We start from the raw sequence: 26,983 nt of genomic DNA on the forward strand, positions 1-26,983 counted from the left end.
CAGAGGTCAACCCGCCGCTGGCGGCACGTATTCCACGGGCCGCATGTGACGTTTCGCGGATCCCATGACGGATCACGGAACGATCGGGCCGAGACGTCCGTGATTCGTCAGTGCATCCGTCATCCGTCCCGAGCGGTCTCCGTTGCTACGATCTTCGGATGCTCTCGTTCGACGACCCGGTTCCCGCAGACGTCGATCGGGTGCTGATCGCCGGTGTCACGGGATCGGGGAAGACGACGCTCGCACGGCGTCTCGCATCGGCATGGGGCCTGCGCCACGTCGAGATCGATGCCCTCTTCCACGGCCCGAACTGGACGCCGCGACCGGAGTTCCTCGACGACGTGCGCGCCTTCGCGGCAGAGGAGCGGTGGGTCACCGAGTGGCAGTACACGAGCAAGGGGACCGACGAGATCCTCGCCCCGCGGGCCGACCTGCTGATCTGGCTCGACTACCCGTGGCGGCTCGTGCGCGGACGGCTGCTTCGCCGCACGGTGAAGCGCCGGATGCTGCGCACCCCGCTGTGGAACGGCAACGTCGAGCCGCCCATGTGGAAGCTCACCGCCTGGACCGGCGAGAACGACATCCTGCGCTGGCAATCCGAAACGCGGCACAAGTGGGACGAACGGATGCCGGAGATCACGAACCGCTTCCCGCATCTGAGGATCGTGCGCCTGCGGCATCCTCGCGAGGCGGATGCCTGGCTGGCTCACGTCGGTCCCTGATCCACGACAGGCACTTCGCAGAACCGCACGGATCTCGCAGGGATCGCGGCGAAACATGCGATATGCGTGCTGTTCTACGAGATGCGTGCGTCAGCGCATCACTGAGACTCGGTCGGCGCGTCCACAGCCCCGCCGAAGCGCCGATCCCGCGACAGGTAGACCTCGATCGCCCGCCACAGCTCCGCTCGCGAGAAGTCGGGCCAGAGAGTGTCGAGGAACACCATCTCGGCGTAGGCCGACTGCCAGAGCAGGAAGTTCGAGGTGCGCTGCTCCCCGGAGCTGCGCAGGAACAGGTCGACGTCCGGCATGTCGGGCACGTAGAGGTGCCGCCGGATCGTCTTCTCGCTGATCGCGCTCGGCTTCACGCGTCCGGCCTTCACGTCCTCGGCCAGTGCCCGCATGGCGTCGACGAGTTCGATCCGTCCGCCGTAGTTCACGCACATCGTGAGCGTCAGCACGTCATTGCCTCGCGTGAGCTCCTCGGCGTACTGCAGCTCCTTGATGACCGAGCCCCACAGCCGCGGCTTGCGCCCGGCCCACCGGACGCGCACGCCCCACTCGTTGAGCTGGTCGCGCCGACGGTGCAGCACGTCCCGGTTGTAGCCCATCAGGAAGCGGACCTCTTCGGGCGAACGCGCCCAGTTCTCCGTCGAGAACGCGTACACCGACAGGTGCTTCACGCCGGCCTGGATCGCGCCGGCGACGACGTCCAGCAGCACCTCCTCGCCCGCCTTGTGCCCCTCGATGCGGTTGAGGCCACGGCGATTGGCCCAGCGGCCGTTGCCGTCCATCACGATCGCGACGTGCTCGGGCACCTTGGCGAAGGCGGGCGGGTGGATCCCGGTCCAGTCCAGCGGACGATACGCGACCGCATCCTTGTGCGTGTAGGGCTTCGGGGTCACCGTGCTCCTTCTCCTGTCGTGCTGCTCACGTGGGCGAGCGAGCGGATCCCGCGCTCGAGGTGCCACTGCGCGTACGCCGCGATCACACCGGATGCCGCGGCACCGTCCGGCGAGGGCGCCGCGTCGATCACGTCCCACTCGCCCGCCATCAGCGCTCTGAGCAGACCCAACGTCGACGTGGCGATACGCGGACTTCCGGCCGGTGCGCAGTCCGCGCAGACCACGCCGCCGAGCTGGCCGACGAACGACGGATGGGGGCCCGGCTTCGAGCATCGGGCGCAGTCCGTCAGCGAGGGCGCCCAGCCGGACAGCGCCATCACGCGCAGCAGGTACGAGTCCAGAATGCTGCGGGGCGCGTGCTCTCCGCGCGACAGCGCGCGCAGGCCGCCGACCAGCAGCAGGTACTGATCACCTGTCGCCTCGGAGTCGCTCAGCCGATCGGCCGTCTCGACCATCGCGCTCGCCGAGGTGAACCGGTCGTAGTGCACGGCGATGTCGGTGCCGTAGGAGCCGAGGGATTCGGCCTGCTGCACGATGTCGAGCGTTCGCCCCTGGTACAGCTGCACATCGGCGACCATGAAGGGTTCCAGCCGTGCGCCGAACTTCGACGAGGTCCGCCGGACGCCCTTGGCCACCGCACGGATCTTCCCGTGCCGTCGGGACAGCATCGTGACGATGCGATCCGCCTCACCGAGTTTGTGGGTGCGCAGGATCACCGCTTCGTCTCGATAGGTGGGCACTGTCCGATTATCCTCCGCTCACGGGAGAATGGACGCGTGACCGAACCGCTCTTCACCATTCCGCTCTGGGCCGATCTGCTCGGAGTCGGCCTCGGCGGCATCCAGGGGGCGATGTTCGCCTCCGGCTTCCAGGGTCAACGACGCCTGGATCTGCTGGGCGTCACCATCATCGGAATACTGATCGGGATGGGCGGTGGTCTCATCCGCGACCTGCTGCTGGGGCAGCCCCCGGCGACGCTCCAGAACAACTGGTATCTGGTCACCGCCGCCGGGGCCGCCATCATCGGCATGCTCTTGGCAGGCCTGCTGAACCGGGCGAACGCGATCATCGTGGGTCTCGATGCCGTGGTCATCGGCATGTTCGGTGCTTTTGGCACGAGCAAGGCACTGGGTCTGGGGGTTCCGCCAGTGCCTGCGGTCTTCATCGGGGTGTGCGCCGCCGTGGGCGGCAGCATCCTGCGCGACGTGATCATGGGGCTGCCCGTGGCGATCATGCACGTCGGCTCGCTCTACGCGGTCGCCGCCGGCGTCGGATGCACGGCGATCGTGCTCCTGCACGTCGTCGGCGTCGACATCGTCACCGCAGGGGTGATCGGGATCGTGGTCACGGCGATCATCCGCGTGCTCGCGGTGATCTTCGATCTGTCGCTGCCGGAGCAGCGCCGGATCTACCGCCGCAAGGTCGCAGCGGAGACCGGCACGATCCCGATCGTGAAGCCCTGAGGACGGTCAGACTGCGGCGAGCTCCTGCACGCCCTCACGCGCCCGGATCGAGCGGTTGACCGCCGACACGATCGCCTTGAGGGATGCCGTGGAGATGTCGCCGTCGATGCCGACGCCCCACAGGCGATCGCCCTCGACCTGCAGCTCGACGTAAGCCGCTGCCTGCGCATCCCCACCCGTGGAGAGGGTGTGCTCGACGTAGTCGTACAGCGAGATGTCGAACCCGCGCGAGCGGATGATCTCGAGGAACGCCGCGATCGGACCGTTGCCGTGTCCGACCTCGTCGCTCGCCTCCTCGCCGTCGCGCAGACGAACGTTCAGCTCGACATCGCCGGTCATCTCGCTCGCGGTGCGCGTCGCGAGCAGCTCGAACCGGCCCCACTTGTCGGCGATGTCCGCGGAGGGAAGGTACTCGTCGCTGAAGATCGACCAGATCGCGTCGCTGGTGACCTCGCCGCCCTCGGCATCCGTCTTCGCCTGCACGACACCGGAGAACTCGATCTGCAGCTTGCGCGGCAGATCCAGCGAGTGGTCGGCCTTCAGCAGGTACGCGACGCCGCCCTTGCCGGACTGCGAGTTCACCCGGATCACGGCTTCGTACGAGCGGCCGAGGTCCTTCGGGTCGATCGGCAGATACGGAACGGCCCATTCGATTTCGTCGACGGTCACGCCCTGCTCTTCGGCGCGGGCAGCCATGGCCTCGAAGCCCTTCTTGATGGCGTCCTGGTGCGAACCGCTGAACGCCGTGAACACGAGGTCGCCTCCCCACGGGCTGCGCTCGGGCACCGGCAGCTGGTTGCAGTACTCGACCGTGCGCTTGACCTGGTCGATGTCGCTGAAGTCGATCTGCGGGTCGATGCCCTGCGTGAACAGATTCACACCGAGGGTGATCAGGTCGACGTTGCCGGTGCGCTCGCCGTTCCCGAACAGGCACCCCTCGATGCGGTCGGCACCGGCCATGTAGCCGAGTTCGGCCGCTGCCACTGCGGTGCCGCGGTCGTTGTGCGGATGCAGCGACAGGATGACGTTCTCGCGGTGCGCGAGGTGGCGGTTCATCCACTCGATCGAGTCGGCGTACACGTTGGGGGTCGCCATCTCGACGGTCGCCGGGAGGTTGATGATGACCTTGCGGTCGGGGCTCGGCTGGAGCACTTCGATGACGGCGTTGCAGACGTCGACCGCGTATTCCAGTTCCGTGCCGGTGTAGCTCTCCGGCGAGTACTCGTAGTAGACCTGCGTCTCCGGGATGCGCTTCTCGAACTCCCGGCACAGCCGTGCGCCCTCGAGCGCGATCTGCTTGACGCCCTCGCGGTCGGAACGGAACACGACCTCGCGCTGGAGCACGCTGGTGGAGTTGTAGAAGTGCACGATGGCCTGCTTGGCGCCGGCGATCGCCTCGTACGTGCGGGCGATCAGGTGCTCGCGGCACTGCGTCAGGACCTGGATGGTGACGTCATCGGGGATGAGATCCTCCTCGATCAGCTGCCGCACGAAGTCGAAGTCGGTCTGGCTGGCCGACGGGAACCCGACCTCGATCTCCTTGTAGCCCATCTGCACGAGCAGCTCGAACATGACGCGCTTGCGCTCGGGCGACATCGGATCGATGAGGGCCTGGTTGCCGTCACGGAGGTCGACGGCGCACCACCGGGGTGCTTTCGTGATGCGAGCATCCGGCCAGGTGCGGTCCGGAAGGTCGACACGGATCTGCTCGTGGAACGGCCGGTACTTGTGGACCGGCATCGAAGACGGGCGCTGAGTGTTCTGCATGATGGGCTTCTTCTCTTCGTCGATGTGATCGGGCCAACACAAGCGCCGCGACGAGGAAGGCCCTATTTTCAGGACTCGTCGCGGCAGCTAAGAAGAAGCAGACCGCCGAAAGGCATGTCGTCATGCTAGCAGGATCGTGCGCCGGGTTCTAACGGGACCTGAGACGATCCTCTGCGTGTCGACACTCAGAAGTATGCGCAGAATGCACAACCGCCCGTGCGCAGCCGGGCTCATCCTGATCGGAATGCTCACTGTCAGCGCGTGCGTCGCCGCACCGGCTTCCCCGGCTCCGACGAGTTCGGACGCGCCGGCTGGCCATGGCTCGCATCTGCCGGCGCCGCCGGATGCCGCGGTCATCGCCACGGGCACTGTGATGGACGTCGACGGCGCGGTCGAACTCTGCCTCGGCCCGATCGCGGAGTCGTATCCGCCGCAGTGCTCCGGCATCCCCATGTCGGGATGGACCTGGGATGGCGTGGACGGCAGTGAGCAGGTCGACCGGGTGCGATGGGGAGCCTATGCCGTGACAGGACAGTACGACGGCACGATCTTCGCCGTGACGGAGACGCCCGTCCTGCTCGCGCTCTACGATTCGCTCCCGCACGACGAGCAACCCGTCGCCGGGTTGAAGACGACGGACGAGCTGACACGGATCCAGGGCGACATCGCGTCGTTGTTCGCGAACGCACCCGGCACGTTGCTGGGATCCGTCCCGATCGACGGCGTGCTCGTCGTCGACGTCGTCTGGGACGACGGCACGCTGCAGCAGGCGGCCGATGAGCGATACGGAGCGGATGCCGTGGTCATCCGCCCCGCACTGCGCGAAGTCGAGTGAGGTCAGGACACGCAGGTGATGCGGCTCACCGAGCCGTACACGTTCGTCCAGCTGCCGGCGTACGCGGTCGCCCGCACCGTCGTGCCGTACTTGGCCTGGACGTAACCGGTCGAACGCGCGTCGGCGATCGAGCGGACCGTGAACGTTCCCACCGGGAACGAGGTGTTGCACGTGCCCCAGCTGAGCTTGGCGCCGTTCGTCCCCGACAGGGAGAAGGCGCAGACCTTCCCCGTGGCGCACGCCCCGACCGAGGCGATCGACGCCGACGAACGGGTTGCGGCCGCATCTCGCTTCGGCGTCGCGACGCTCATCTCCATGTCCAACTCCGGCCACACCGCGTGGTACGCGTCCACGGCGGTGCCGCCGGGAATCGACTCGAGCATGGCTGCGATCTGCGGATCGGGTTGCACCGAACCGTCGGCTGCCGCGGCCGCCGGAGCGGCGAATGCGCCGGCGATCAGAAGGGCCGCGCCGATCATGGCGGTCGTGATCGTTCGCTTCATCGAGAACTCCTCTAATGTTCAGACCCACAGCGTGTACATGACCACAGCACCCGCCGGGATGATGCCGTCCGACGAGGCCTGCTCGGACTCGACTCCTACGATCCTGCCGGAATCCGAGCTGATCAGCACCGTCTCGTCTGTGCCGTCACCCGCGGCAGGAACGCTCAGCGCGTATACCGGCCGGCCGAGGCGGTCGGTGCTGGCACCGAGGACATGGATGCCTTCCTCGGCCTGGAGCATCTCGAGCAGAACAGCGTGCTGCGCGTCGGTCAGCGTCCACTGGTCGAGCGCGGTCACGACGGCATCGACGAGTTGCGAGGCATCCGGGTCCGCCGGCATTCCGAAGGCCATCAGCATCGCCTCCACGTCGGCGGCGCTGTCCCCTGGGGGCAGGACGACGGGCGTGTTGAACTGCCCTGGCTCCATCACGAGGTCGACGAGCACGGTGTCGCCGGGCACTGCCTCGGCCTCGCTCGCACCGGTGGCACCCGGCCAGTAGGACTCGCCCTCCACGGTGACGAGGCGTCCGGAGAGATCCTCGTTCCAGGTCAGCGTCGAGAACTGCGGGGTCACGGCCATCTGCTGCTCGTCGACGTCGACCGACAGCGCCCAGATGGCGGACTCGACCATCCGCTGCGGGTCGGCCGGCCCCGATCCTGCCGCCAGCAGCGCGGTCGATCGCTCCACGATCAACTGCGTGCTCCCCACGTCGGTGAAGGTCAAGGGCTCCGGGGTGACGGCCACGGCCTGGCCGGCCGGTGCGACCAGACCGAATACGACCGCCCCCACGGCCACAGCCGATGCCAGAGCCGTAGCCCACGCGACGCGGGTCTTCCCTGTGCGCACGCGCTGAGACGAGGCACGACCGGTCCTGGTGATGCTGTCGCGCAGTCGGAGCGCGGCGGCGTCGGGTTCGGCGTCCCTCGGCGTCCTCGCCGGATTCGCCTCGGTCAGCAGACGCGCCAACGCATCATCATCCAGAACTGTCACCACGATGACTCACCCTCCAGTGCATCACGCAGCTTGTCTCGCGCCCGCCGAAGCGTGGCGCGCACCGCCCCCGGTCGGCTGCGCATCACTTCCCCGACCTCCCCGACGGAGAGATCGTCCCAATAGGTCAGAACGACGACCCTGCGCTCGCGCTGACTCAACTGCGCCATTGCACGGAAGACGTCCCGACGGTCGAGAGTACTCCTCTCGACCGATTCCGTCACGACATTCCTGTGGACAGCCTCCACAACGGTGCCTCGGACGGCGCCGGAACGGGTGCGACTGCGGAGCACTCCGTCCGCGATACGCAGCAGCCAGGTCAGCCCGCGGGGGTGCGCGACGCGCAGTCCCTCCCAGGCGAGCTGGAACACCTCGGCCACGACCTCGTGCACGTCGGCATCAACCTCGAGGTAGCACTCGACGTGGCGTTTCACAGACAGCCAGTGCTCGGCGAAGAGCTGGTCGAAAACGCGTCGCTTCTCCGCCTGACGCTGCTCCGACCTGGCGCTCAGAATCCCAGCCGTCCCAACTGCTTCGGGTCGCGCTGCCACTCCTTCGCGACCTTGACGTGCAGCCCGAGGAACACCCTCGTGCCCAGCAGGTCCTGGATCCCGGCGCGCGAGCGTGCACCCACATCCTTCAGGCGCGAACCCTTGTGCCCGATGATGATGGCCTTCTGGCTGTCGCGCTCGACGACGATCTGCGCATGCACGTCCGTCAGGTCGCTGTTCTCGCGCGGCGCGATGTCCTCCACCACCACGGCGATCGAGTGCGGCAGCTCGTCGCGGACGCCTTCCAGTGCCGCCTCGCGGATGATCTCCGCGATGCGGTCGGACGTCGACTCGTCGGTCGTGACGCCCTCGGGGTAGAGCGCCGGGCCTTCCGGCATGAGCTGCAGGATCTCGTCCGACAGCACGTCGAGCTGCTCACGGGTGAAGGCGGAGAGCGGGATGACGGCCGCCCAGTCCTCGCGCAGCGCGTCCACCTCGATGAGACGTTCCGTGATCTCGTCGCGGCCTGCCGCATCCGTCTTCGTCACGATCGCGATCTTCTTCGCACGCGGATAGCCGTCGAGCGAGGCAGCGATGCGCCGATCGCCTGGCCCGACCTTCTCGGTCGCCGGCACGCAGAAGCCGATCACATCGACATCGCCGAGCACCTGCTCGACCAGGTCGTTGAGCCGCTCGCCGAGGAGGGTGCGCGGCTTGTGGATGCCGGGGGTGTCGACGATCACCAGCTGGCCGTCCGGACGATTGAGGATGCCGCGGATCGCGCGCCGCGTCGTCTGAGGCTTCTCGCTCGTGATGGCGATCTTCTCTCCGACCAGCGCGTTGGTGAGCGTGGACTTGCCCACGTTCGGGCGCCCGACGAAGGTCGCGAACCCGCTTCGAGAGTTGTCAGTCATCGTTGTCTCCTTCATCGGGTTCTGCAGACCGTTCCACGAACACGGTCGCGATGCCGCGTCCGCGCCCTCGCGACGCGCCGCCGGTCAGCACGAGGCCGTCGAGGGCGGCCGTCGCTCCCGGCTGCGGGATCTGACCGAGAGCTTTGCCGAGCAGTCCGCCGATCGAGTCGACATCGTCGTCCTCGAGCTCGATGCCGAACAGATCGCCGACGTCCTCGAGAGGAAGGCGGGCGCTCACACGATACCGCCCATCGCCGAGCGGAACGACCTCGGCCGGCCCGTGGTCGTACTCGTCAGCGATCTCGCCGACGAGCTCCTCGATGAGATCCTCGAGGGTCACGAGGCCCGAGATGCCGCCGTGCTCGTCGATGACGATGCAGACGTGCACGGCTTCGCGCTTCATCTTCTGCAGCAGCGTCTCGGCGCGCATCGACTCGGGGACGAACGTCGCCGGTCTGGCGATCGGGCGGACAGGGACCCCGCGCCATGCGTTCTCGTCGCGGTAGGCGAACTGGACGAGGTCCTTCAGATACAGCACGCCGACGACATCGTCCGCGTCGTCGTCGACGACGGGCATCCGCGAGACGCCGCGGCTGAGGAAGAGCTCCATCGCGTCGCTCGTCGTGGCCGCCGCGTCGACCGCGAGCATCTCGGTCCGTGGCACCATGACCGCCCGGACGAACTGGTCTGTGAAATCGAACACCGAGTGGATGAGGTCGCGGTCGTCTTCCTCGATGAGATCGTTCGACGCCGCCTCGTCGACCATGCTCAGCAGCTGGTCCTCGCTCGTGAACGAGCTGCGCCCCGCTCCCGGAGCGACGCGATTGCCGAGCGCGACGAGCCCCTGGGCGAGCGGTCCGAGGATGATCCGCAGCCCGCGGACGATCGGCGCGCACGCGCGCAGCAGCCCCGGAGCCCGGTGCCTCCCGACCGAACGCGGACTCGCGCCGACCAGCACGAACGTGATGCCGGTCATGAGGACGGCAGCGGCGAGCATGGCCCACCAGATGCTGCCGATGATGTTCGTGAACGCGACGGTGACGAGCACGGCGGCGGTCGTCTCCGCCAGGACTCGGATGAACGCGACGGCATTCACGTGGACGTCGGGGTCCTCGGCGATCAGACGCAGCGAAGGCGCGTTGCGGCCCTGTTCACCGAGTTCCTCGAGATCCGATCGCGAGGTGACGCCGAACGCCGCGTCGATCGCCGACATGAGGCCGCCGAACGCCACCAGGAGAACGGCGGCGATCAGCAGCAGGGTCTCGGTCATCGGCCGCGTTCGGCGCGGGCGAACCCGGCGATCAGCTCCTTCTGAAGCCCGAACATCTCACGCTCCTCGTCCGGCTCCGCGTGGTCGTATCCGAGCAGGTGCAGCAGCCCGTGGGTGGTGAGCAGGATCAGCTCGTCCATCAGCGTGTGACCTGCCGCCTGCGCCTGGGTCTCGGCGACCTGCGGGCACAGCACGATATCGCCCAGGAGACCGGGGGCGGTGGGGCGATCCTCGGTTCCGGGGCGCAGTTCATCCATCGGGAAGCTCAGCACGTCGGTCGGACCCGGTTCGTCCATCCACTGCACGTGCAGAGCCTCCATCGCCCCCTCGTCCACGAGCACGATGGCGACCTCGGCGTCCGGGCTCACGTGCAGTTGGGCGAGGTTGAAGTCCGTGAGGCGCTGCAGCACGGTCTCATCGACCTGAATCGCCGACTCGTTGTTGATCTCGATCATGACAATCCTCGCTTCGGCTCCATTGCGCCCAGTCCCGAACGGATCGGGCCCTTTCCGGGCCCGTTGATCTCGATCATGACAATCCTCGCTTCGGCTCCATTGCGCCCAGTCCCGAACGGATCGGGCCCTTTCCGGGCCCGTTGATCTCGATCATGACAATCCTCGCTTCGGCATCCGGTCTCTGGGTCCGGGTCGCAGACCCGTTCGTCGCTCGGCGCGGTTCGCGAACTCGTGCGCCTGATCGCGCTCGACCTTCGCGGCGGTGCGCTGCTCGTCGTACTCGCTGTAAGCGTCGACGATGCGGCCCACCAGCGAATGGCGGACGACGTCGGCGCTCGTGAGCCGCGAGAAGTGGATGTCCTCGATGTCCTTGAGCACGCGCGTCACCAGGCGCAGGCCGGAGGCGCCCTGCGGGAGGTCCACCTGCGTGATGTCGCCAGTGACCACCATCTTCGTCCCGAACCCGAGACGGGTCAGGAACATCTTCATCTGCTCCGGCGTCGTGTTCTGCGCCTCGTCGAGCACGACGAAGGAGTCGTTGAGCGTGCGGCCGCGCATGTAGGCGAGAGGTGCGACCTCGATCGTTCCCGTGGCCATCAGCCGGGGGACGATCTCGGGGTCCATCATCTCGTTGAGCGCGTCGTAGAGCGGACGCAGGTATGGATCGATCTTGTCCGTCAGGGTCCCCGGCAGGAATCCGAGCCGCTCCCCCGCTTCGACGGCCGGGCGGGTCAGGATGATGCGCGTGACCTCTTTGCGCTGCAGAGCCTGGACGGCCTTGGCCATCGCGAGATAGGTCTTGCCTGTTCCGGCAGGGCCGATGCCGAAGACGATCGTGCTCTCCTCGATCGCGTCGACGTACTCCTTCTGACCGAGCGTCTTGGGGCGGATCACCTTGCCGCGAGTGGAGAGGATCGCCTCGCCGAGCACTTCGCTGGGCCGAGGACCGCCCTCCTGCCTGAGCATGCGGGCGGAGCTGGTGACATCGCTCGGGGCGAGGTCATGCCCTTGCCTGGTCATGGTGAGCAGCTCCTCCACGAGGGACTTGGCCGCGGCCACGCGGTCCGCGTCGCCGGTCAAGGTGATCTCGTTGCCGCGCACCAGGACCTGCACGTCTGGATGCTCCTTCTCCAGCATCCGGAGCAGTCGATCCTGCGGGCCGAGCAGCTGCACCATGGCGACGCCGTCGGCGTAGATGCGCTCGATGGCGCCGTTCGAGTCGTCAGAAGCCAACGAGGTCACTCTCTTCGAGGTTGCCGAGCACATGGGCGTGCACGTGGAAGACGGATTGCGCGGCACTGGCGCCGTTGTTGAAGATCAGTCGGTACTCGCCGTTCGCGTGCTCATCGGCGATCGACTTCGCCGCGGCGACGATCTCGGCGAGCAGCGCCGGGTCGCCGGCTGCGAGCTCCGTGACGTCACGGTACTGCTCGGTCTTGGGGATCACGAGCGCGTGCAGCGGCGCCTGCGGGTTGATGTCCCGGATCGCGAACACCCGCTCGGTGTCGAGCAGGAACTCCCCCGGGATCTCTCGATTGAGGACGCGCGTGAAGATGGAGGGTTCCGTCATGCTTTCAGTCTATCCGGCGGGCCGCGACGACGGCCCTGGCGCCGTCGCCTCTGATCACGCACCTCGAACGAGCAAGAGACTCTTGCTTCTTTCGTAGTTTTGTTCTAATATCGCGTCATGACCATCACCGCAGCTGAAACCCGCGAGACGGAACTCGCGCGGCGTCGTGCACTGCTGGACGAATGGGTTGCGCTCGAGGGCGAGATCGCGCGGTTGCAGGCCCGGCAGGCAGTACTGCTGGCTGAGCGGATGGATGCGCTCGCCGACGATCCGGACATCGGCCTGCAGGGCGGTGACGTGTGTCTGCGTTCACTGGCAGCCGAGTACGGTGCGGCGGCGCACATCCCGCCGTCGACGGCAGCAGCACGACTGACGGATGCCTGGGTTCTGACGCACCGTTTTCCGGCGACTCTCGCGGCGTTCGCCGACGGAAGGATCAGCCGACGCCACGTGGACGTGATCCTGACGGAGTCGCCCGAGCCGGCGACGGACCAGGACGCGAGCTTGCTGAGACAGGATTATGAGGCCCAGGTAGTGCCGTTCGCCGAGCACGACACCGCTGCACGGACGCGAGCCCACGCCCGCGGTGTGGCGACCGCGCTGGCACCCGATCGGATCACCGCGTCGCATCGGCGGGGCCGGGCACGCCGAATGGTCTCGGTTACGCCGGACGGCGACGGCATGGCACTGTTGACCGCATTGCTGCCGGAAATCGAGGCTTATGCGATCAAGGACCGTCTGGATGCGCTGGCGCGGCGGGTCGCGAAGTCGGCGCGGGAGGCGGATGCCGCCCCAACGCACGCCTCGAGCACGATCTCCTCGGCCTATGGGCGCGATCCGGCAGCCGAATCAAGTATTCGCTCTGACGAAGCGCCACCCGGAGTGATCGACATCGTCGATCTCGGACTCTTCTCCGTAGAGGCGGAAGCGTTCGAGAGGCGCCTGTCGGATTCCGAGCCGGCGCCATGGGACCCGTGCGCTCGCATCTGTCCGCCCGCAGACGCCGTCTGGATCGGCGGCGACCCGGATATCCCTGCTCTGGACGCAGAGTTCGAAGCGCTCGTCGCTGCGTTGCAGGATGGAATTCCTGTCGATCCGTTCCCTCCGCCACCAGAGCGCCTGTACACGGGGGATCACTCGCTTCCACAGGCTCCGCTCGGCATCCTCGAACACGACGATCGGACCATGGACCAGATCCGCGCCGATGTGTTCGCCGACATGCTTCTCACAGCCGACCCTTCGCTGTGCACACGCAGCGGACTCGAAGCGATCCGCGCGACCGTGCAGGTCACCATCAAAGCGACGACCCTGCTCGGGCAGGACGACCGCGCCGCTGAGCTCGACGGCATCGGTCCGATCGACCCGGAATGGGTGCGTCAGCTGGCCGGCTGCGCCCCGAGCCTGGACCGGCTGTTCCTGGACCACGCCGGCATGTCACCGCGACCGACAGTTACACGCCCACGATGAACATGAAGCGATTCCTGCGCGCCCGCGACCAGCACTGCCGGTTCCCCGGCTGCCGCCGCCCCGCACACGTCTGCCAGCATGACCACAATCTCGACCATGCGAAAGGCGGTCCGACGGACACCGCGAACCTCGCCCTGTTCTGCACCGGACACCATCCGCTCAAGCATCCGGACCTCGACGACGACACCCGATGGACGGCCAGGCAGCTCGCGGGCGGACTCATCGAGTGGACGAGCCCTCTCGGCCGTTCCTACGTCGACCGCCCGCCCGCGCGGGTCATGTTCGTCTGACAACCGGGACCGACGACACACGGCTGCTCCGGTGGATGCAGCAGATGCTGCGGTTGCGCCTGGGCAGCGCAGCGTCCGAGACGCAGAGCTCAGATCACCAGCGGCGCGGCGAAGAGCTCAGATCACCAGCGTCCGAGACGCGCGGACAGCACTGCGATCGCCGCTGGACCGGCCGTGGACGTCCGCAGCACGGTGTCCCCCAGGCGCACGCGCTCGGCGCCGGCAGCCGACAGCCGTTCGAGTTCGTCCGGGGCGATGCCGCCCTCCGGCCCGACGACGAGAACGAGGTCCCGTCCGTCCGGGTCGATCGCGGACAGACGCAGTTCGGCGGTCGGATCGAGCACGAGCACGCACTCATCGGCGGCGCGCTGCGCGAGCTGTCCGGTCGAGACGACGGTCGTCACCTCCGGGATCCATGCTCGGTGCGCCTGCTTGGCCGCCTCGCGGACGATCGTCGCCCAGCGCTCTCGACCCTTCGCAGCCTTGGGTCCCTCCCAACGGGAGATGCTCCGAGCCGCCTGCCACGGCACGATCTCATCCACGCCGAGCTCGCACGACGCCTGCACGGCGAGTTCGTCCCTGTCGCCCTTCGCGAGCGCCTGCACCAGCACGAGTCGCGGCGCTGGTGCGTCGATCACGGTACGACGCGTGACCTGGACGTCGACACGCGATGCCGACACATCGACCGCCCTCCCGTCGAGCCAGACGCCGCCGCCGTCGCCGATGGTGATCGCCTCGCCGACGCGGACGCGACGCACGACAGCGGCATGCTTCGCCTCTGCCCCGGTGAGGGAGACGATGCCGCCCTCAGCGACGTCCGATGCCGACTCGACGACGAAATGCAGCGCCATGGCTCAGTGTCCGCGGAACCGGTCGCGCAGCTTCGAGAACAGTCCCTGCTGGAACTGCGCGAGCTGCGGCTCCGGCGCCTTGGCCTTCTTGGCGAAGTCCTCGATCAGCCGCCGCTGAGCGGAGTCCAGCTTGGTGGGCGTCAGCACCTGGACGCCGACGCGCAGGTCGCCGCGTTGCGTGCCGCGCAGCGGCGTGATGCCGCGGCCCTTGATTGTCAGGACGTCACCGGATTGCACGCCGGGACGGATCTCGAGCTCGACAGGACCGTCAAGGCCATCGATCGTCGTCTCGGTGCCCAGCACCGCATCCGTCATCGCGACTTCGAGCGTCGCAAGCAGGTCGTCGCCCTCACGGCTGTAGGTCGGATGCGGGGCCACGGTCACCTCGACGTACAGGTCACCGTTGGGGCCACCCGCCTTGCCGACCTCGCCGGAGCCGGGCAGCTGCAGACGCAGGCCCGTCTCGACACCGGCCGGGATGTCGAGCGACACCGTGCGGCGCGACCGGACGCGTCCCTGACCGCCGCACGTCGCGCACGGGTACGGGATCGTCGTGCCGTAGCCCTCGCAGGTCCCGCAGGGCTGAGAGGTGACGACGTTGCCGAGAAGGCTGCGCACCTGACGCTGCACGTGACCGGAGCCGCCGCAGATGTCGCACGTCACCGGAGAGGTGCCCTCCTGGCAGCAGGAGCCGTTGCAGGTCTCACACAACACCGCCGTGTCGACCTCGATGTCACGGTGCGCGCCGAAGACCACGTCACCGAGGTCCAGGTTGACGCGCACCAGCGCGTCCTGACCGCGCTCTCGACGCGATCTCGGACGGGCGCTGCGTCCGCCGCCGGCCGCCCCGAAGAACGTCTCGAAGATGTCGCCGAACCCGCCGAAGCCGCCGCCGAACCCGCCGTTCTCATCGCCGCCCATGTCGTAGCGACGGCGGGACTCCTCGTCGCTGAGCACGTCGTAGGCGTGCGTGACGAGTTTGAACCGCTCGGATGCATCCTCACCCGGGTTGACGTCCGGGTGCAGCTGCCGAGCGAGCCGCCGATACGCCTTCTTGATCTCGTCCTGGGACGCGTCGCGCGCCACCCCGAGGACCTCATAGTGGTCCGCCACAGTCACCTCTCGTCTTCGTCGAGCAGCCGGGACAGGTAACGGGCCACGGCCCGCGCTGCTGCCAGATTGCTCGGATAGTCCATCCGGGTCGGACCCATCACGCCGACGCGCGCCATCCCACCGGGGGTGGCGTAGTTGCTGGCCACGATGGATGCCTCACCCAGACCGAACGGCTCGTTCTCGGTGCCGATGCTGGCCGCGAGCCCCTGCTCGTCGGTCACCATCTCGCTCATCAGCCGCAGCAGCGTCACCTGCTCCTCGATCGCTTCGAGGAGGGGATGGATGCTGCCGCGGAAGTCCTGTCCGCGCCGCGCCAACGTCGCGGCGCCTGCCATGACGAGCTTCTCCTGCCGGAACTCGTCCAGCTCTTCCGCGATGACGCCGGCCAGAACGCTCTGGGCGATGTCCGACCGCCCAGGTTTCACGGTCGCGGCAAGGCCGCCGACCAGTTCGCGTGCTTCGCTCACGGCGCGCCCCGTGATCGAGGCGGACAGCCGGGCGCGGAGCACGGCGACCTCGGCCTCGTCGAGATCGACCGGGAGCCCGGCGATGCGCTGCGAGACCCCACCAGCGTCGGTCACCAGCACGACCAGCAGCCGGTTCGGCGCGAGCGCGACGAGTTCGAGATGTGTCAGATGCGCGCGCGCGAAGGAGGGGTACTGCGCCAGGGCGACCTGGCCGGTGAGCTGGGTCAGCACGCGCACCGTGCGCGCCATCAGATCATCCAGGTCGGCCGGGTCCGCGAGGAATGTCTCGATCGCGCTGCGCTGCGCCGTCGAGAGGGGCCGGAGCTGGGCGAGGTGGTTGACGAACACGCGGTAGCCCTTGTCGGTCGGCACGCGGCCGGACGACGTGTGCGGAGCGGTGATGAGCTCCTCGTCCTCGAGCAGTGCCATGTCGTTGCGGATCGTCGCCGCCGACACGCCGAACGAGTAGCGATCGACGATGGACTTGCTGCCGACCGGCTCGTGGGTGGCGACGTAATCCTGCACGATCGCCCGCAGGACCTGCAGACCGCGCTCACTGACCATGACCCGTCTCCCTCCCGCTGGCACTCACGGCTTCAGAGTGCCAATTCTATCCCTCGGTGGCGTGACAGCGCGCGCGACGTCGCTCACCGACCGGATTCGTCGGTGAGCTCGCGCACCACGGCGTCGGCCAGGAGGCGGCCCCTGAGCGTCAGCTGCACCCGGCCGCGCAGAGCGGGCGCCGCCTCGACGAGTCCATCGGCGATGAGGCCGGCGACACGGGATCGATTGCCCTCCGGCAGTTCGGCGATCGCGATCCCCTCGCGGATCCTACTGAGCAGCAGCACACGCTCCAGCATCCGGGATTCGTCGTCGGGGCGCTCGGTTCCGGCGGCGGGCGACTCGGATGCCGCGAGCCGCTGCGCATAGGCCGCCGGATGCTTGACGTTCCACCACCGCAGCCCCGCGACGTGGCTGTGCGCCCCTGGCCCGAAGCCCCACCAGTCGGTGCCGCGCCAGTAGGCGAGGTTGTGGCGGGAGCGCTGGTCAGGGGTCCGAGACCAGTTGCTCACTTCGTACCAGTCGAATCCGGCGTCCGCCAGGCGTCGATCGGCGAGCTCGTACATGTCGGCCTGCAGGTCGTCGTCCGGCGTCGGCACCTCGCCGCGGCGGATCTGGCGTGCGAGCTTCGTGCCGTCCTCGATGATGAGGGCGTACGCCGAGATATGGTCAGGGTCCAGCCCGAGGGCGGCGTCCAACGATCGCTCCCAGTCCTCCAGCGACTCCCCCGGCGCGCCGTAGATGAGGTCGACGCTCACCGCGAGCCCGGCCCCGCGCGCCGCGTCCACCGCGGTCCGCACGTTCGACGGTTCGTGCGTGCGGTCGAGCGCCGTGAGCACGTGCGGCACGGCGGACTGCATGCCGATCGACAGGCGCGTCACGCCGGCATCCGCCAGCGTCCGAGCGACCTGCGGGGTGACCGTGTCCGGATTCGCCTCCACGGTGACCTCGGCTCCGTCACGCAGGCCGAAGGCGTCGGTCGCTGCGGTCAGCATCCGTGCCAGGTCCCCGGGCGGCAGCAGCGTGGGGGTTCCTCCCCCGAAGAAGACCGTGTCCATGGGGCGCAGCGCACCGGCCTCGGCGAGCACACGGCGCGCGAGATCGATCTCGGCGATCAGCGTCGAGGCGTAGTCCTCCTGCTTGGCGCCGCGGAGCTCGCTCGAGGTGTACGTGTTGAAATCGCAGTAGCCGCAACGGACCCGGCAGAACGGCACATGCAGATACGCGGAGAACGGGGTCTGCGGATCGATCGTCAGATCGGCGGGCAAACGCCCGTCCACCGGCGCGGGGTCGCCGATCGGAAGAGGTCCGGCCATCAGAGCGGCGTCGCGTACAGCGGCGAGATCGCCCGCAGGTACCGGGCGAACAGCTCGCGGCGACGGCGCTTCACCAGCGTCGGCAGCGTGCGGTAGAGCAGACCGTTCGGCGCGTCGAACGCCCGGACCGTGAACCACACCTCGTCGTTGTCCTCGCGCCATTCGACGTCGAACGACTCCTCGCCGCGGACGACGGAGCCGCCCACCGTGCCGAGCACGAAGCCCACCCGTCGCGCCTCCTCGGTGACCGAGATCACGCGCAGTTCGGCATCCGCTCGCATGCCGGCGACGCGCCCGCGCAGATGCACGGTCATGCCCGCGCCGGCGTAGGGCAGGCCCTCCGAGTCGAACCGCTGCTCGACGTCGCGCCGGCTGGGGGCGATGGCGTTGCCCTCGGCATCGAAGCTGACGCCCGCGTAGGAGGGACCGGATGCCGGTCGCACATCCTCGACGGAGAGCCCGGCCGCGCGCTGCGCCGTCCACGACAGCAGAGCGTCACCGGCGGTGCGGAACCGCTCGACTCCGCTGCCGATCCGCCAGGATTCCTCGGCCGGGATGCTGTTCTCCGGCGGGTACTGCATGAGGTCGGGGGCATGCGTCGCCCCCACGGCCGCATAGTCCACCGTGTCGTCTCGGAAGGTACCGCGCCGCATGTTCTCCAGCCTACCCATCCTGCCTGGGAGCGCCCTGGCGACGCACGGCGTCCTGCACGATCCGTATGTAGCGACGGTGCGTGGATCGCTGCAGGATCCGCAATGCCGGCGCGACCATCCGCCATCGCAGCGACGACGGGCACGACACCGAACGTGCGGTGAACACGCCGTCGGGATCCAGCACGAACGATTCCTCCCCGTGCAGTGGATGCCCGGGTCGCGTCTCATAGCCGAACCCCGATGCGTCGGCCCAGACCACGCGCACCGGCTCCGCGAAACGGATGCCGAGCACGCGCTTGGCCAGCACGCCCTCTGCATCCGAAGACGGAGGTGCCTCCGGCGTCTCGAATCCTGCCCGCCGTTTGAGTTCCCAGCCGCCGATCAACTCCGCCACTGCGGCGCGGGCACCGGTCGGCACGATGACCGAGTTCTCCTCGAGACGCAGCCCCTGCGGAACGTCGACCACCGGATGCCGCGTGATCCCGCGCGGATACGGCGGCAGCGGCATCCCTACTTCTTGTCCTTGCCTTCGACGTCTCCCGAGAGCGCGGCGATGAACGCCTCCTGGGGGACCTCGACGCGACCGACCATCTTCATGCGCTTCTTGCCCTCCTTCTGCTTCTCGAGGAGTTTGCGCTTGCGGGTGATGTCACCGCCGTAGCACTTGGCGAGCACGTCCTTGCGGATCGCGCGGATCGTCTCGCGCGCGATGATGCGGGCGCCGATGGCCGCCTGGATCGGCACCTCGAACTGCTGGCGAGGGATGAGCTTGCGCAGGCGCTCGGCCATCATCGTGCCGTAGGCGTAGGCCTTGTCACGGTGCACGATCGAGCTGAACGCGTCGACCTTCTCGCCCTGGAGCAGGATGTCGACCTTCACGAGGTCGGCCTCCTGCTGTCCGGCGGGCTCGTAGTCCAGCGACGCATACCCCTGCGTCTTGGACTTGAGCTGATCGAAGAAGTCGAACACGATCTCGCCGAGCGGCATGTTGTAGCGCAGCTCGACGCGCTCCTCCGAGAAGTACTCCATCCCGAGCAGCGAACCGCGGCGCGACTGGCACAGCTCCATGACGGTGCCGACGTAGTCCTTGGGCAGCAGGATCGCGGTCTTCACCACGGGCTCCGACACCGAGCCGATGCGGCCGTCCGGGTATTCGCTCGGGTTCGTCACCGTCACGGTCTCGCCCGTGTCGCTCGTGAGCACCTCGTAGATCACGCTCGGCGCCGTGGTGATGAGGTCCAGACCGAACTCCCGCTCGAGGCGTTCGGTGATGATCTCGAGATGCAGCAGACCGAGGAAGCCGCAACGGAAACCGAAGCCGAGCGCGACGGAGGTCTCCGGCTCGTACTGCAGCGACGCATCCGAGAGCTTCAGCTTGTCCAGCGCCTCGCGCAGCTCGGCGTAGTCGCTGCCGTCGATCGGGTAGATCCCCGAGAACACCATCGGCTTCGGGTCCGTGTACCCGGGCAGCGCCTGGGTGGAGGGCTTGCGCGCGGTGGTGATCGTGTCGCCGACCTTCGACAGCCGCACGTCCTTCACGCCCGTGATCAGGTAACCGACCTCGCCCACACCGAGGCCCTTGGAGGGCACAGGCTCCGGGCTCGACACGCCGACTTCGAGCGCCTCGTGCGTCGCACCCGTGGACATCATCTGGATGCGCTCGCGCGGGCTCAGGCTGCCGTCGACCATGCGGACGTACGTGACGACCCCGCGGTACGCGTCGTAGACGGAGTCGAAGATCATCGCCCTGGCCGGGGCCTCCGCGTCACCGGTCGGCGCGGGGATCTCCTGGACGAGCCGGTCGAGGAGATCCTCGACGCCGACACCGGTCTTGCCCGACACGCGCAGCACGTCCTCCGGCTTGCCTCCGATGAGCGACGCCAGTTCCTTGGCGTACTTCTCCGGATCGGCGGCGGGGAGGTCGATCTTGTTGAGCACCGGAATGATGTGCAGGTCGTTCTCGAGCGCGAGATACAGGTTCGCCAGCGTCTGGGCCTCGATGCCCTGGGCGGCGTCGACGAGCAGGATCGCCCCCTCGCAGGCGGCGAGCGACCGGGACACCTCGTAGGTGAAGTCGACGTGACCCGGTGTGTCGATCATGTTCAGCGCGAACGTCTCGCCGGCGATCTCCCACGGCATCCGCACGGCCTGGCTCTTGATCGTGATGCCGCGCTCGCGCTCGATGTCCATCCGATCGAGATACTGTGCGCGCATGTCGCGGTCGGAGACGACGCCGGTGATCTGCAGCATCCGGTCGGCAAGGGTCGACTTGCCGTGATCGATGTGAGCGATGATGCAGAAGTTCCGGATCTGCGAGGGCGGCGTCGCGGCAGGCGAGAGCGGGGTGTGAGCGCGTGGTGACATGTCTCGACGATTCTACGGTCAGCAGTCCCTAATCCCCGATTCGCCCGAACCAGTGATAGTCTCGCGAAGTTGCCTTGGCTCTCTCAGTGACACTGAGTTCCACAGGTGATACGACTCCGTAACAGACACCGTGACGGTGTTGCATCGCGCAAGACTGCGGATGGTGCTTGAATATCATCCCGACCCAGCGTTGCGTCGGCAGATCCCGCGCGCGTCTGTATAGAGAAAGACTCATCACCTTGATCAAGTATCTCGTGCGCCGCCTACTCGGGTGGGTGCTGATGATCGTCATCGCGACGAACATCACCTATTTCCTGGCGTGGAATTACCTGGACCCGGCGAACAACTACGTCGGGCGGCGTCCCCCGCTCTCGCAGGAGCAGATCGACGCCCTCCTCCTCCCGCGGAATCTCAGCGATTCCGTGCCGCTGTTCGAGCGGTGGTGGACCTGGCTCTCCGGCATCATCTTCCGCTGGGACTGGGGCATGGGCCCGACCGGCGAATCCGTCAACGAGCAGGTCGCCTACCGCGTCTGGATCAGTGCGGAGCTCGTCCTCGGTGCGACCATCATCACCACCGTCATCGGCATCGCGCTCGGCGTGTACACCGCGTCGCGGCAGTACAAGCTCGCCGACCGCATCGGCCAGGGCACGAGCATCATCACGATGAACATCCCGACCGTCGTGGCCGGGTTCGCGCTCGTGCTGCTCGCGATCGGCTTCAACAACGCCGTCGGCACGACGGTCTTCTACGTCGTCGGCTCCTCGAGCCCCGGTGTCGAAGGGTTCTTCCCTGTTCTGGTCGACGTGCTGCAGCATCTGACGCTGCCGACTCTCGCGCTCGTCATCACCGGCTACGCGTCGATCCACTTCCTGCAGCGTTCGCTCCTGCTGGACAACATCAAGGCGGATTATGTCCGCACCGCCCGCGCGAAGGGTCTGACGAAGCAGCAGGCCATCCGCAAGCACGCGCTGCGCACGTCGCTGATCCCCGTCACGACGCAGGTCGCGTTCACCATCCCGGCGGTCTTCACCGGCGCGGTGCTGACCGAGACCATCTTCAACTGGAACGGCATGGGGCGGTACTTCATCCAGACCCTGAACGGCAACGACATCCACGGCGTCGTCGCGGTCGCCGCGTTCGGTGCCCTCATGACGGCGATCGGCGCCATCCTTGCCGACATCACCGTTGTCGTCCTCGATCCGAGAGTGCGGGTGAGCTGATGTCTCTGGAAGCAATCGAAGTCTCCACGGAGATCGAGAACAAGCTGAAGTCGCGCAAGCGCACGTCGCTCATGACGCTGTACACACGCCGCTTCATGCGCAACCGCGGCGCGATGATCGGCATCGTGGTCCTCGCGCTGCTCGTTCTCTTCGCGATCGTCGGTCCGCTCATCTCGCCGTACAGCCCGTCCGATCTGGACTTCCTGGCGCTCCGCCAGGGACCGTCGGCCGAGCACTGGTTCGGCACCAACGGCTCGGGCAACGACAACTTCGCGCAGGTCGCGACCGGCCTGCAGCGATCCATGATGATCGCCGTCGTCGTCGCGTTCGGCACGACGGCCGTCTCGGCCATCGTCGGTGCGACCGCGGCCTACTTCCGCGGACCGTACGAGCGCATCATGCTCGCCGTCATCCACTTCATGATGGTGGTCCCGAACTTCCTGATCCTCGCGATGATCTCGAACGACGCCGGTGGAAACTGGATCGTGATCTCGCTGGTCATGGTCTTCGTCGTCGGCTGGTTCATGCCGGCGCGCATCATCTGGACCCTGTCGCTCTCGCTGCGCGAGCGCGAGTACATCCACGCGGCCCGCTACGCAGGCCTCCCGGGGCTCAAGATCGTCACGCGGCACATGCTGCCGAACATCGGCTCGCTGCTGGTGATCAACTTCACGCTCGGCGTCGTCACCGCGGTGCTGACCGAGACGGCGTTGTCGTTCCTCGGCTTCGGCGTGAAGCTGCCTGACGTCTCGCTCGGCGCGCTGATCGGCTACGGCTCGAGCACGCTCGTCAGTGCTCCGTGGCTGTTCTACTTCCCCGCGCTCGCCTTGACGCTGCTGACCGTCTCGATGGCGCTCATCGCCGATGGTCTGCGCGATGCCCTCGATCCGACTTCGGCGGCTGGAGGTCGCGCATGAGTACAGTTCTGTCCGTCCGCGACCTCAAGGTCAGCTTCCCCTCTGAGGCCGGACGAGTCGACGCCGTCCGAGGCGTCTCGTTCGACCTCGAATCCGGCAAGACGCTCGGGATCGTCGGCGAGTCCGGCTCGGGCAAGTCCGTCACGTCGCTCGCGATCATGGGCCTGCTGGATGAGAACGCCAAGGTCACCGGCTCCATCGTCTACGACGGCCAGGAGCTCATCGGCAAGACCGACAAGCAGCTCTCGGTCATCCGCGGCAACGGCATGGCGATGGTCTTCCAGGACCCGTTGACCTCGCTGACCCCGGTCTTCACGATCGGCGACCAGCTGATCGAGGCGCTCACCGTCCACCGCAGTCTGTCGAAGAAGGATGCGTGGGAGCGTTCGGTCGAGCTCCTCTCGCTCGTGGGCATCCCCGAGCCGGAACGGCGCATGAAGGCGTTCCCCCACGAGTTCTCCGGCGGAATGCGTCAGCGCGTCGTCATCGCGATCGCGATGGCGAACAACCCGAAGCTCATCATCGCCGACGAGCCGACCACGGCTCTGGACGTGACCATCCAGGCGCAGATCCTCGAGCTCATGGGGAAGGCGCAGGAGGAGACCGGCGCCGCGATGATCATGATCACGCACGACATGGGCGTGGTCGCGAAGACCGCCGATGACGTGCTCGTCATGTACGCGGGCAAGCCCGTCGAGCACGCGGCCGTCCGCGAGCTCTTCTACCGGACCCGGATGCCGTACTCGATCGGCCTGCTCGGTGCGATCCCCCGCGTCGACAAGGCGGAGAAGGTTCCGCTGATCCCGATCAAGGGCAACCCTCCCCTGCTGATCGATCTGCCGGATGCCTGCCCGTTCGCCGACCGCTGCCCGATCGCGATCGACGCGTGCCGCGACGGCGAACCGGCGCTGCGGCCCATCCACACGGGCGGCGGCGACGACCACACGGTCGCGTGCATCCGTGCCGAGGACATCGACGACGACGGCAACATCGGCGGAATGCCGGTGTTCCCGGTACCGGACATCCCCGAGAGCGCACTCGTGCAGACGCCGCGCGAGCAGCGTCCGATCACGCTCGAAGCCGTCAACCTGAGCAAGACGTTCCCACTCATGAAGGGCGCGCTGTTCAAGCGGAAGGTGGGCGAGGTCCACGCCGTCAAGGGCATCAGCTTCGACGTGCGGCAGGGCGAGACGCTGGCGATCGTCGGCGAGTCCGGCAGCGGCAAGACCACGACACTGCTGCAGATCATGGATCTGGTCAAGCAGGAGGACGGCGATATCCGCATCGGCGGGAAGAGCGTCGCGGACATCAAGTCCCGCGCGGAGGAGCGTCAGCTGCGGCGCGACCTGCAGATCGTCTTCCAGGACCCGATGGGCGCCCTCGACCCTCGCATGACGGTGTGGGACATCATCGCCGAGCCGATGTTCGCGATCGGGATGGGCAAGGACGAGGTCTTCGACCGCGTCGAGGAGCTCATGGCGCTCGTGGGGCTCGACCCGGCCCACAGCGACCGCTTCCCACAGGCGTTCTCCGGCGGCCAGCGTCAGCGCATCGGCATTGCACGCGCTCTCTCGACGAACCCGAAGGTCGTCGTCCTCGACGAGCCGGTTTCGGCGCTGGACGTGTCGATCCAGGCGGGTGTCATCAACCTGCTCGATGAGCTCAAGTCGAAGCTCGGACTGTCCTACCTGTTCGTCGCGCACGACCTCGCGGTCATCCGGCACATCGCGGATCGCGTCGCGGTCATGTATCGCGGTTCGTTCGTCGAGCACGGCGACGTCGACCAGGTCTTCGACAACCCGCAGCATCCGTACACCAAGGCCCTGCTCTCGGCCATCCCGATTCCGGACCCGGACATCGAACGGACGCGCGAGCGGATCATCCTTCCGGTCGAAGGATTCGACGCGACGGCGGTCGCCGCCGGCTGAGCTGCGGATGCATCGCACACGATCGGATGACGCTTGTGAAACAGTCATGTGACGCTTTCTGCACAGTCCGATAACGAAACGTCGTGCGATGCGATCTGCTCCCCGGGGGCGGAATAGTCTGCCCCTATCCCAAGTAAGGCCGACAGGCACTAAGGAGTACCATGAAACGGCATCAGAAGCTGATGGGCATCGCCGCTCTCGGCGGCGCCCTTGCACTCGCCATGAGCGCATGTGCACCAGCGGGCAATGGCGGCGGCAACGAAGGCGAGGGCGAAGGCCCCCAGACCGTCGAAGGCGCAGACTACAACCCCCAGCCCCGCGAGAACCTCGAGGCCGGCGGTGAACTGCGCATCCCCGTCTCGAACATCGCTGAGCAGCTGAACTACTTCCACGGCGACGGTGACGCACGCGTCACGCAGATCGGCACGTGGTTCCGCCCGCAGGTCCTGCTGATGGACCCGGACGGCACGGTCAAGCCGAACCCGGCGTACCTCGACGACTACTCCTTCGGTGTCGAGGACGGCAAGACCGTTCTGCACTTCAAGGTCAACGAGAAGGCTGTCTGGAACGACGGCACGCCGATCGACGTCACCGCGTTCAAGGCGACGTGGGAGGCCCAGAACGGCACGAACGAGGCTTACCTGCCGAACGCGACCGACGGCTGGAAGGAAATCGAGTCCGTCGAGGCCGGCGAGAACGACCGCGACGTCATCGTCACCTTCAAGGGCGAGTTCGCCTGGCCGGAGATGGTCTACTCGCAGCTGCTGCACCCGGCCGTCAACACGCCGGAGCTTTTCAACACCGCGTTCCTCGGTGACTGGCACCCGGAGTGGGGCGCAGGTCCCTACACGGTCGAGGACTACGACAAGACCGGTGGCGTCGTCACGCTCACGCCGAACCCGAAGTGGTGGGGCGAGGAGCCCCTCCTCGACAAGGTCACCTTCATCCAGATGGAGCCGACCGCTGCCGTGAACGCGCTGCGCAACGGCGAGGTCGACATGGCCGAGACCGGCAGCGCCGAGCTGCTCGCCCAGGTCGAAGACCTCGAGGGCGTCGAGACCTACAAGGGTCAGGCCACCGCGAACGCGATCTTCACGCTGAACGCTGCGAACCCTGTGCTCGCCGAGCTCGACGTCCGCAAGGCGATCTTCGAGGCGATCAACATCGAGCAGGTCAAGGAGATCGTCTTCAACGGTCTCAACTACACCGAGGAGCCCGCCGGCTCGCTCACCCTGTTCTCGTTCCAGCCCGACTACAGCAACGCGCTGGAAGAGGCCGGACGCAAGGACGGCGACACGGAGGGTGCCAACAAGCTCCTCGACGAGGCCGGCTGGACCCTGGGCGAGGACGGCATCCGCGAGAAGGACGGTCAGAAGCTCTCGATCGTCTTCCCGGTCCACTCCGACACCGAGACCGCTCGTGCGCGTTCGCTCGCAGTGCAGTCGCAGCTCAAGGCTGTCGGCGTCGACGTGCAGATCGACCAGCGCCCGTCGGCGGAGTTCGCTGAGGACTACAACACCCAGAACGGTGACCTGTTCTTCCTCAACTTCACCTCGTCCGACCCGTTCGGTGCCGCCTGGTTCTGCCAGCTGTACTGCTCGGACAGCGGTCTGAACCTGTCGGGCACCGGCACGGAAGAGATCGACAAGATGATCCACGAGGAGCTCGAGACGATCTCGGACCCGGTGGAGCAGACCAAGAAGGCCATGGAGATGGAAGCAGAGATCTTCTCCAAGACCTGGGGCATCATCCCCGTCCTCAACGGCCCGGAGATCTGGACCGTCAAGGCGGGCCTGGCGAACCTCACGCCTGAGCCCTACGTCGGCCTCGACCTCTTCGGCATCACGCCGGTCGAGAACGTCGGCTACGAGAAGGAGTAATCCCTCCAGGACGCCGCGCTCGGTCGAGGCGCCCTGAAACGGGGCCGGTGGTTTATCCACCGGCCCCGTTT

The 26,983-nt window shown here is 67.3% G+C and carries 27 protein-coding genes; 9 read left to right on the forward strand and 18 right to left on the reverse strand.

The annotated features are described in order from the left end of the window. Positions 1 to 158 precede the first annotated feature (158 nt). Entirely contained in the window at positions 159 to 722 is a 564-nt protein-coding gene (locus OED01_RS08910) for a P-loop NTPase family protein (protein WP_264154926.1), read from the forward strand. A gap of 98 nt (positions 723 to 820) precedes the next feature. Here the strand turns inward: OED01_RS08910 and OED01_RS08915 are convergent, their stop codons facing one another. Together OED01_RS08915 and recO are read right to left on the reverse strand one after the other, a co-directional pair. Then, positions 821 to 1,624, reverse strand: coding sequence for an isoprenyl transferase (locus OED01_RS08915; protein WP_264154927.1), 804 nt, complete (start codon positions 1,622 to 1,624; stop codon positions 821 to 823). Beyond that, the gene (recO, locus tag OED01_RS08920) at positions 1,621 to 2,364 is read right to left on the reverse strand and encodes a DNA repair protein RecO (RefSeq protein WP_264154928.1); all 744 of its coding nucleotides are present in this window, start codon (positions 2,362 to 2,364) and stop codon (positions 1,621 to 1,623) included. Before recO ends, OED01_RS08915 begins: the two co-directional genes overlap by 4 nt. A 36-nt stretch (positions 2,365 to 2,400) precedes the next feature. On the opposite strand from recO, the gene OED01_RS08925 reads away from it, so the two are divergent. After that, positions 2,401 to 3,087 (forward strand): trimeric intracellular cation channel family protein, encoded by a 687-nt coding sequence (locus OED01_RS08925; RefSeq protein ID WP_264154929.1) that lies wholly within the window; start codon positions 2,401 to 2,403, stop codon positions 3,085 to 3,087. A gap of 6 nt (positions 3,088 to 3,093) precedes the next feature. On the opposite strand, the gene leuA is transcribed toward OED01_RS08925, so the two are convergent. Further along, positions 3,094 to 4,854, reverse strand: a complete 1,761-nt coding sequence (gene leuA / locus OED01_RS08930; protein ID WP_264154930.1) for a 2-isopropylmalate synthase — start codon at positions 4,852 to 4,854, stop codon at positions 3,094 to 3,096. Positions 4,855 to 5,098: 244 nt separating this feature from the next. On the opposite strand from leuA, the gene OED01_RS08935 reads away from it, so the two are divergent. Further along, positions 5,099 to 5,689, forward strand: coding sequence for a hypothetical protein (locus OED01_RS08935; protein ID WP_264154931.1), 591 nt, complete (start codon positions 5,099 to 5,101; stop codon positions 5,687 to 5,689). A 2-nt stretch (positions 5,690 to 5,691) separates the two neighbouring features. On the opposite strand, the gene OED01_RS08940 is transcribed toward OED01_RS08935, so the two are convergent. From OED01_RS08940 to OED01_RS08975, 8 genes are all read right to left on the reverse strand, one after another. Then, complete coding sequence (locus OED01_RS08940; RefSeq protein WP_264154932.1) at positions 5,692 to 6,192, reverse strand: hypothetical protein; 501 nt, start codon at positions 6,190 to 6,192, stop codon at positions 5,692 to 5,694. Positions 6,193 to 6,210: 18 nt separating this feature from the next. After that, positions 6,211 to 7,182, reverse strand: coding sequence for a hypothetical protein (locus tag OED01_RS08945; RefSeq protein WP_264154933.1), 972 nt, complete (start codon positions 7,180 to 7,182; stop codon positions 6,211 to 6,213). Then, a complete protein-coding gene (locus tag OED01_RS08950) occupies positions 7,179 to 7,733 on the reverse strand; it encodes an RNA polymerase sigma factor (RefSeq protein ID WP_264154934.1) in 555 nt (184 codons plus the stop codon). The genes OED01_RS08945 and OED01_RS08950 overlap by 4 nt, the downstream gene beginning before the upstream one ends. After that, the gene (gene era / locus OED01_RS08955; RefSeq protein WP_264154935.1) at positions 7,691 to 8,587 is read right to left on the reverse strand and encodes a GTPase Era; all 897 of its coding nucleotides are present in this window, start codon (positions 8,585 to 8,587) and stop codon (positions 7,691 to 7,693) included. The genes OED01_RS08950 and era overlap by 43 nt, the downstream gene beginning before the upstream one ends. Beyond that, a complete protein-coding gene (locus OED01_RS08960) occupies positions 8,580 to 9,857 on the reverse strand; it encodes a hemolysin family protein (RefSeq protein WP_264154936.1) in 1,278 nt (425 codons plus the stop codon). Before OED01_RS08960 ends, era begins: the two co-directional genes overlap by 8 nt. Further along, a complete protein-coding gene (ybeY, locus tag OED01_RS08965) occupies positions 9,854 to 10,312 on the reverse strand; it encodes an rRNA maturation RNase YbeY (protein WP_264154937.1) in 459 nt (152 codons plus the stop codon). The genes OED01_RS08960 and ybeY overlap by 4 nt, the downstream gene beginning before the upstream one ends. Positions 10,313 to 10,462: 150 nt before the next feature. Then, positions 10,463 to 11,488, reverse strand: coding sequence for a PhoH family protein (locus tag OED01_RS08970; protein WP_264157947.1), 1,026 nt, complete (start codon positions 11,486 to 11,488; stop codon positions 10,463 to 10,465). Positions 11,489 to 11,534: 46 nt separating this feature from the next. Further along, positions 11,535 to 11,882 (reverse strand): HIT domain-containing protein, encoded by a 348-nt coding sequence (locus OED01_RS08975; protein ID WP_264154938.1) that lies wholly within the window; start codon positions 11,880 to 11,882, stop codon positions 11,535 to 11,537. A gap of 117 nt (positions 11,883 to 11,999) precedes the next feature. Here OED01_RS08975 and OED01_RS08980 point away from each other — a divergent pair, with 117 nt between their 5' ends. Further along, positions 12,000 to 13,349, forward strand: a complete 1,350-nt coding sequence (locus tag OED01_RS08980; RefSeq protein WP_264154939.1) for a 13E12 repeat family protein — start codon at positions 12,000 to 12,002, stop codon at positions 13,347 to 13,349. Then, complete coding sequence (locus OED01_RS08985; RefSeq protein WP_264154940.1) at positions 13,346 to 13,639, forward strand: HNH endonuclease signature motif containing protein; 294 nt, start codon at positions 13,346 to 13,348, stop codon at positions 13,637 to 13,639. Before OED01_RS08980 ends, OED01_RS08985 begins: the two co-directional genes overlap by 4 nt. A 122-nt stretch (positions 13,640 to 13,761) precedes the next feature. Here OED01_RS08985 and OED01_RS08990 read toward each other — a convergent pair whose 3' ends face one another. The 7 genes from OED01_RS08990 to lepA form a co-directional block, all read right to left on the reverse strand. Then, positions 13,762 to 14,490 carry a 16S rRNA (uracil(1498)-N(3))-methyltransferase gene (locus OED01_RS08990; protein ID WP_264154941.1) on the reverse strand — a complete coding sequence of 243 codons (729 nt, stop codon included), beginning with the start codon at positions 14,488 to 14,490 and terminating at the stop codon, positions 13,762 to 13,764. A gap of 3 nt (positions 14,491 to 14,493) precedes the next feature. Then, complete coding sequence (gene dnaJ / locus OED01_RS08995) at positions 14,494 to 15,603, reverse strand: molecular chaperone DnaJ (RefSeq protein ID WP_264157948.1); 1,110 nt, start codon at positions 15,601 to 15,603, stop codon at positions 14,494 to 14,496. A gap of 2 nt (positions 15,604 to 15,605) precedes the next feature. Further along, entirely contained in the window at positions 15,606 to 16,634 is a 1,029-nt protein-coding gene (gene hrcA, locus OED01_RS09000) for a heat-inducible transcriptional repressor HrcA (RefSeq protein ID WP_264154942.1), read from the reverse strand. 83 nt (positions 16,635 to 16,717) lie between these two features. Next, entirely contained in the window at positions 16,718 to 17,947 is a 1,230-nt protein-coding gene (gene hemW / locus OED01_RS09005) for a radical SAM family heme chaperone HemW (RefSeq protein ID WP_264154943.1), read from the reverse strand. Continuing rightward, positions 17,947 to 18,600 (reverse strand): DUF1990 family protein, encoded by a 654-nt coding sequence (locus OED01_RS09010; RefSeq protein ID WP_264154944.1) that lies wholly within the window; start codon positions 18,598 to 18,600, stop codon positions 17,947 to 17,949. Before OED01_RS09010 ends, hemW begins: the two co-directional genes overlap by 1 nt. A gap of 10 nt (positions 18,601 to 18,610) precedes the next feature. Further along, complete coding sequence (locus tag OED01_RS09015; RefSeq protein WP_264154945.1) at positions 18,611 to 19,108, reverse strand: DUF1990 domain-containing protein; 498 nt, start codon at positions 19,106 to 19,108, stop codon at positions 18,611 to 18,613. A gap of 2 nt (positions 19,109 to 19,110) precedes the next feature. Next, positions 19,111 to 20,964 carry a translation elongation factor 4 gene (gene lepA, locus OED01_RS09020; protein ID WP_264154946.1) on the reverse strand — a complete coding sequence of 618 codons (1,854 nt, stop codon included), beginning with the start codon at positions 20,962 to 20,964 and terminating at the stop codon, positions 19,111 to 19,113. Between the two features lie 239 nt (positions 20,965 to 21,203). Between lepA and OED01_RS09025 the strand changes: the two genes are divergently transcribed. The 4 genes from OED01_RS09025 (at position 21,204) to OED01_RS09040 (ending at position 26,912) form a co-directional block, all read left to right on the forward strand. Further along, positions 21,204 to 22,187: an ABC transporter permease gene (locus tag OED01_RS09025; RefSeq protein WP_264154947.1), complete on the forward strand. Its 984-nt coding sequence runs from the start codon at positions 21,204 to 21,206 to the stop codon at positions 22,185 to 22,187. Next, positions 22,187 to 23,104: an ABC transporter permease gene (locus OED01_RS09030; protein ID WP_264154948.1), complete on the forward strand. Its 918-nt coding sequence runs from the start codon at positions 22,187 to 22,189 to the stop codon at positions 23,102 to 23,104. Before OED01_RS09025 ends, OED01_RS09030 begins: the two co-directional genes overlap by 1 nt. After that, a complete protein-coding gene (locus OED01_RS09035) occupies positions 23,101 to 25,032 on the forward strand; it encodes an ABC transporter ATP-binding protein (RefSeq protein WP_264154949.1) in 1,932 nt (643 codons plus the stop codon). The genes OED01_RS09030 and OED01_RS09035 overlap by 4 nt, the downstream gene beginning before the upstream one ends. A gap of 161 nt (positions 25,033 to 25,193) precedes the next feature. Then, the gene (locus OED01_RS09040) at positions 25,194 to 26,912 is read left to right on the forward strand and encodes an ABC transporter family substrate-binding protein (RefSeq protein ID WP_264154950.1); all 1,719 of its coding nucleotides are present in this window, start codon (positions 25,194 to 25,196) and stop codon (positions 26,910 to 26,912) included. Positions 26,913 to 26,983 lie beyond the last annotated feature (71 nt).

The organism is Microbacterium sp. M28, assembly GCF_025836995.1.
Taxonomy (GTDB): domain Bacteria; phylum Actinomycetota; class Actinomycetes; order Actinomycetales; family Microbacteriaceae; genus Microbacterium.

Excerpts from the sequence above, each read along its gene's own strand:
- OED01_RS08910 (WP_264154926.1), top strand. The coding sequence starts at position 159 with ATGCTCTCGTTCGACGACCCGGTTCCCGCAGACGTCGATCGGGTGCTG.
- leuA (WP_264154930.1), bottom strand. The coding sequence starts at position 4,854 with ATGCAGAACACTCAGCGCCCGTCTTCGATGCCGGTCCACAAGTACCGG.
- OED01_RS08935 (WP_264154931.1), top strand. The coding sequence starts at position 5,099 with ATGCTCACTGTCAGCGCGTGCGTCGCCGCACCGGCTTCCCCGGCTCCG.
- OED01_RS08940 (WP_264154932.1), bottom strand. The coding sequence starts at position 6,192 with ATGAAGCGAACGATCACGACCGCCATGATCGGCGCGGCCCTTCTGATC.
- era (WP_264154935.1), bottom strand. The coding sequence starts at position 8,587 with ATGACTGACAACTCTCGAAGCGGGTTCGCGACCTTCGTCGGGCGCCCG.
- OED01_RS08960 (WP_264154936.1), bottom strand. The coding sequence starts at position 9,857 with ATGACCGAGACCCTGCTGCTGATCGCCGCCGTTCTCCTGGTGGCGTTC.
- ybeY (WP_264154937.1), bottom strand. The coding sequence starts at position 10,312 with ATGATCGAGATCAACAACGAGTCGGCGATTCAGGTCGATGAGACCGTG.
- OED01_RS08970 (WP_264157947.1), bottom strand. The coding sequence starts at position 11,488 with ATGGTGCAGCTGCTCGGCCCGCAGGATCGACTGCTCCGGATGCTGGAG.
- OED01_RS08975 (WP_264154938.1), bottom strand. The coding sequence starts at position 11,882 with ATGACGGAACCCTCCATCTTCACGCGCGTCCTCAATCGAGAGATCCCG.
- OED01_RS08980 (WP_264154939.1), top strand. The coding sequence starts at position 12,000 with ATGACCATCACCGCAGCTGAAACCCGCGAGACGGAACTCGCGCGGCGT.
- OED01_RS08985 (WP_264154940.1), top strand. The coding sequence starts at position 13,346 with ATGAACATGAAGCGATTCCTGCGCGCCCGCGACCAGCACTGCCGGTTC.
- OED01_RS08990 (WP_264154941.1), bottom strand. The coding sequence starts at position 14,490 with ATGGCGCTGCATTTCGTCGTCGAGTCGGCATCGGACGTCGCTGAGGGC.
- hrcA (WP_264154942.1), bottom strand. The coding sequence starts at position 16,634 with ATGGTCAGTGAGCGCGGTCTGCAGGTCCTGCGGGCGATCGTGCAGGAT.
- hemW (WP_264154943.1), bottom strand. The coding sequence starts at position 17,947 with ATGGCCGGACCTCTTCCGATCGGCGACCCCGCGCCGGTGGACGGGCGT.
- OED01_RS09010 (WP_264154944.1), bottom strand. The coding sequence starts at position 18,600 with ATGCGGCGCGGTACCTTCCGAGACGACACGGTGGACTATGCGGCCGTG.
- OED01_RS09015 (WP_264154945.1), bottom strand. The coding sequence starts at position 19,108 with ATGCCGCTGCCGCCGTATCCGCGCGGGATCACGCGGCATCCGGTGGTC.
- lepA (WP_264154946.1), bottom strand. The coding sequence starts at position 20,964 with ATGTCACCACGCGCTCACACCCCGCTCTCGCCTGCCGCGACGCCGCCC.
- OED01_RS09030 (WP_264154948.1), top strand. The coding sequence starts at position 22,187 with ATGTCTCTGGAAGCAATCGAAGTCTCCACGGAGATCGAGAACAAGCTG.
- OED01_RS09035 (WP_264154949.1), top strand. The coding sequence starts at position 23,101 with ATGAGTACAGTTCTGTCCGTCCGCGACCTCAAGGTCAGCTTCCCCTCT.
- OED01_RS09040 (WP_264154950.1), top strand. The coding sequence starts at position 25,194 with ATGAAACGGCATCAGAAGCTGATGGGCATCGCCGCTCTCGGCGGCGCC.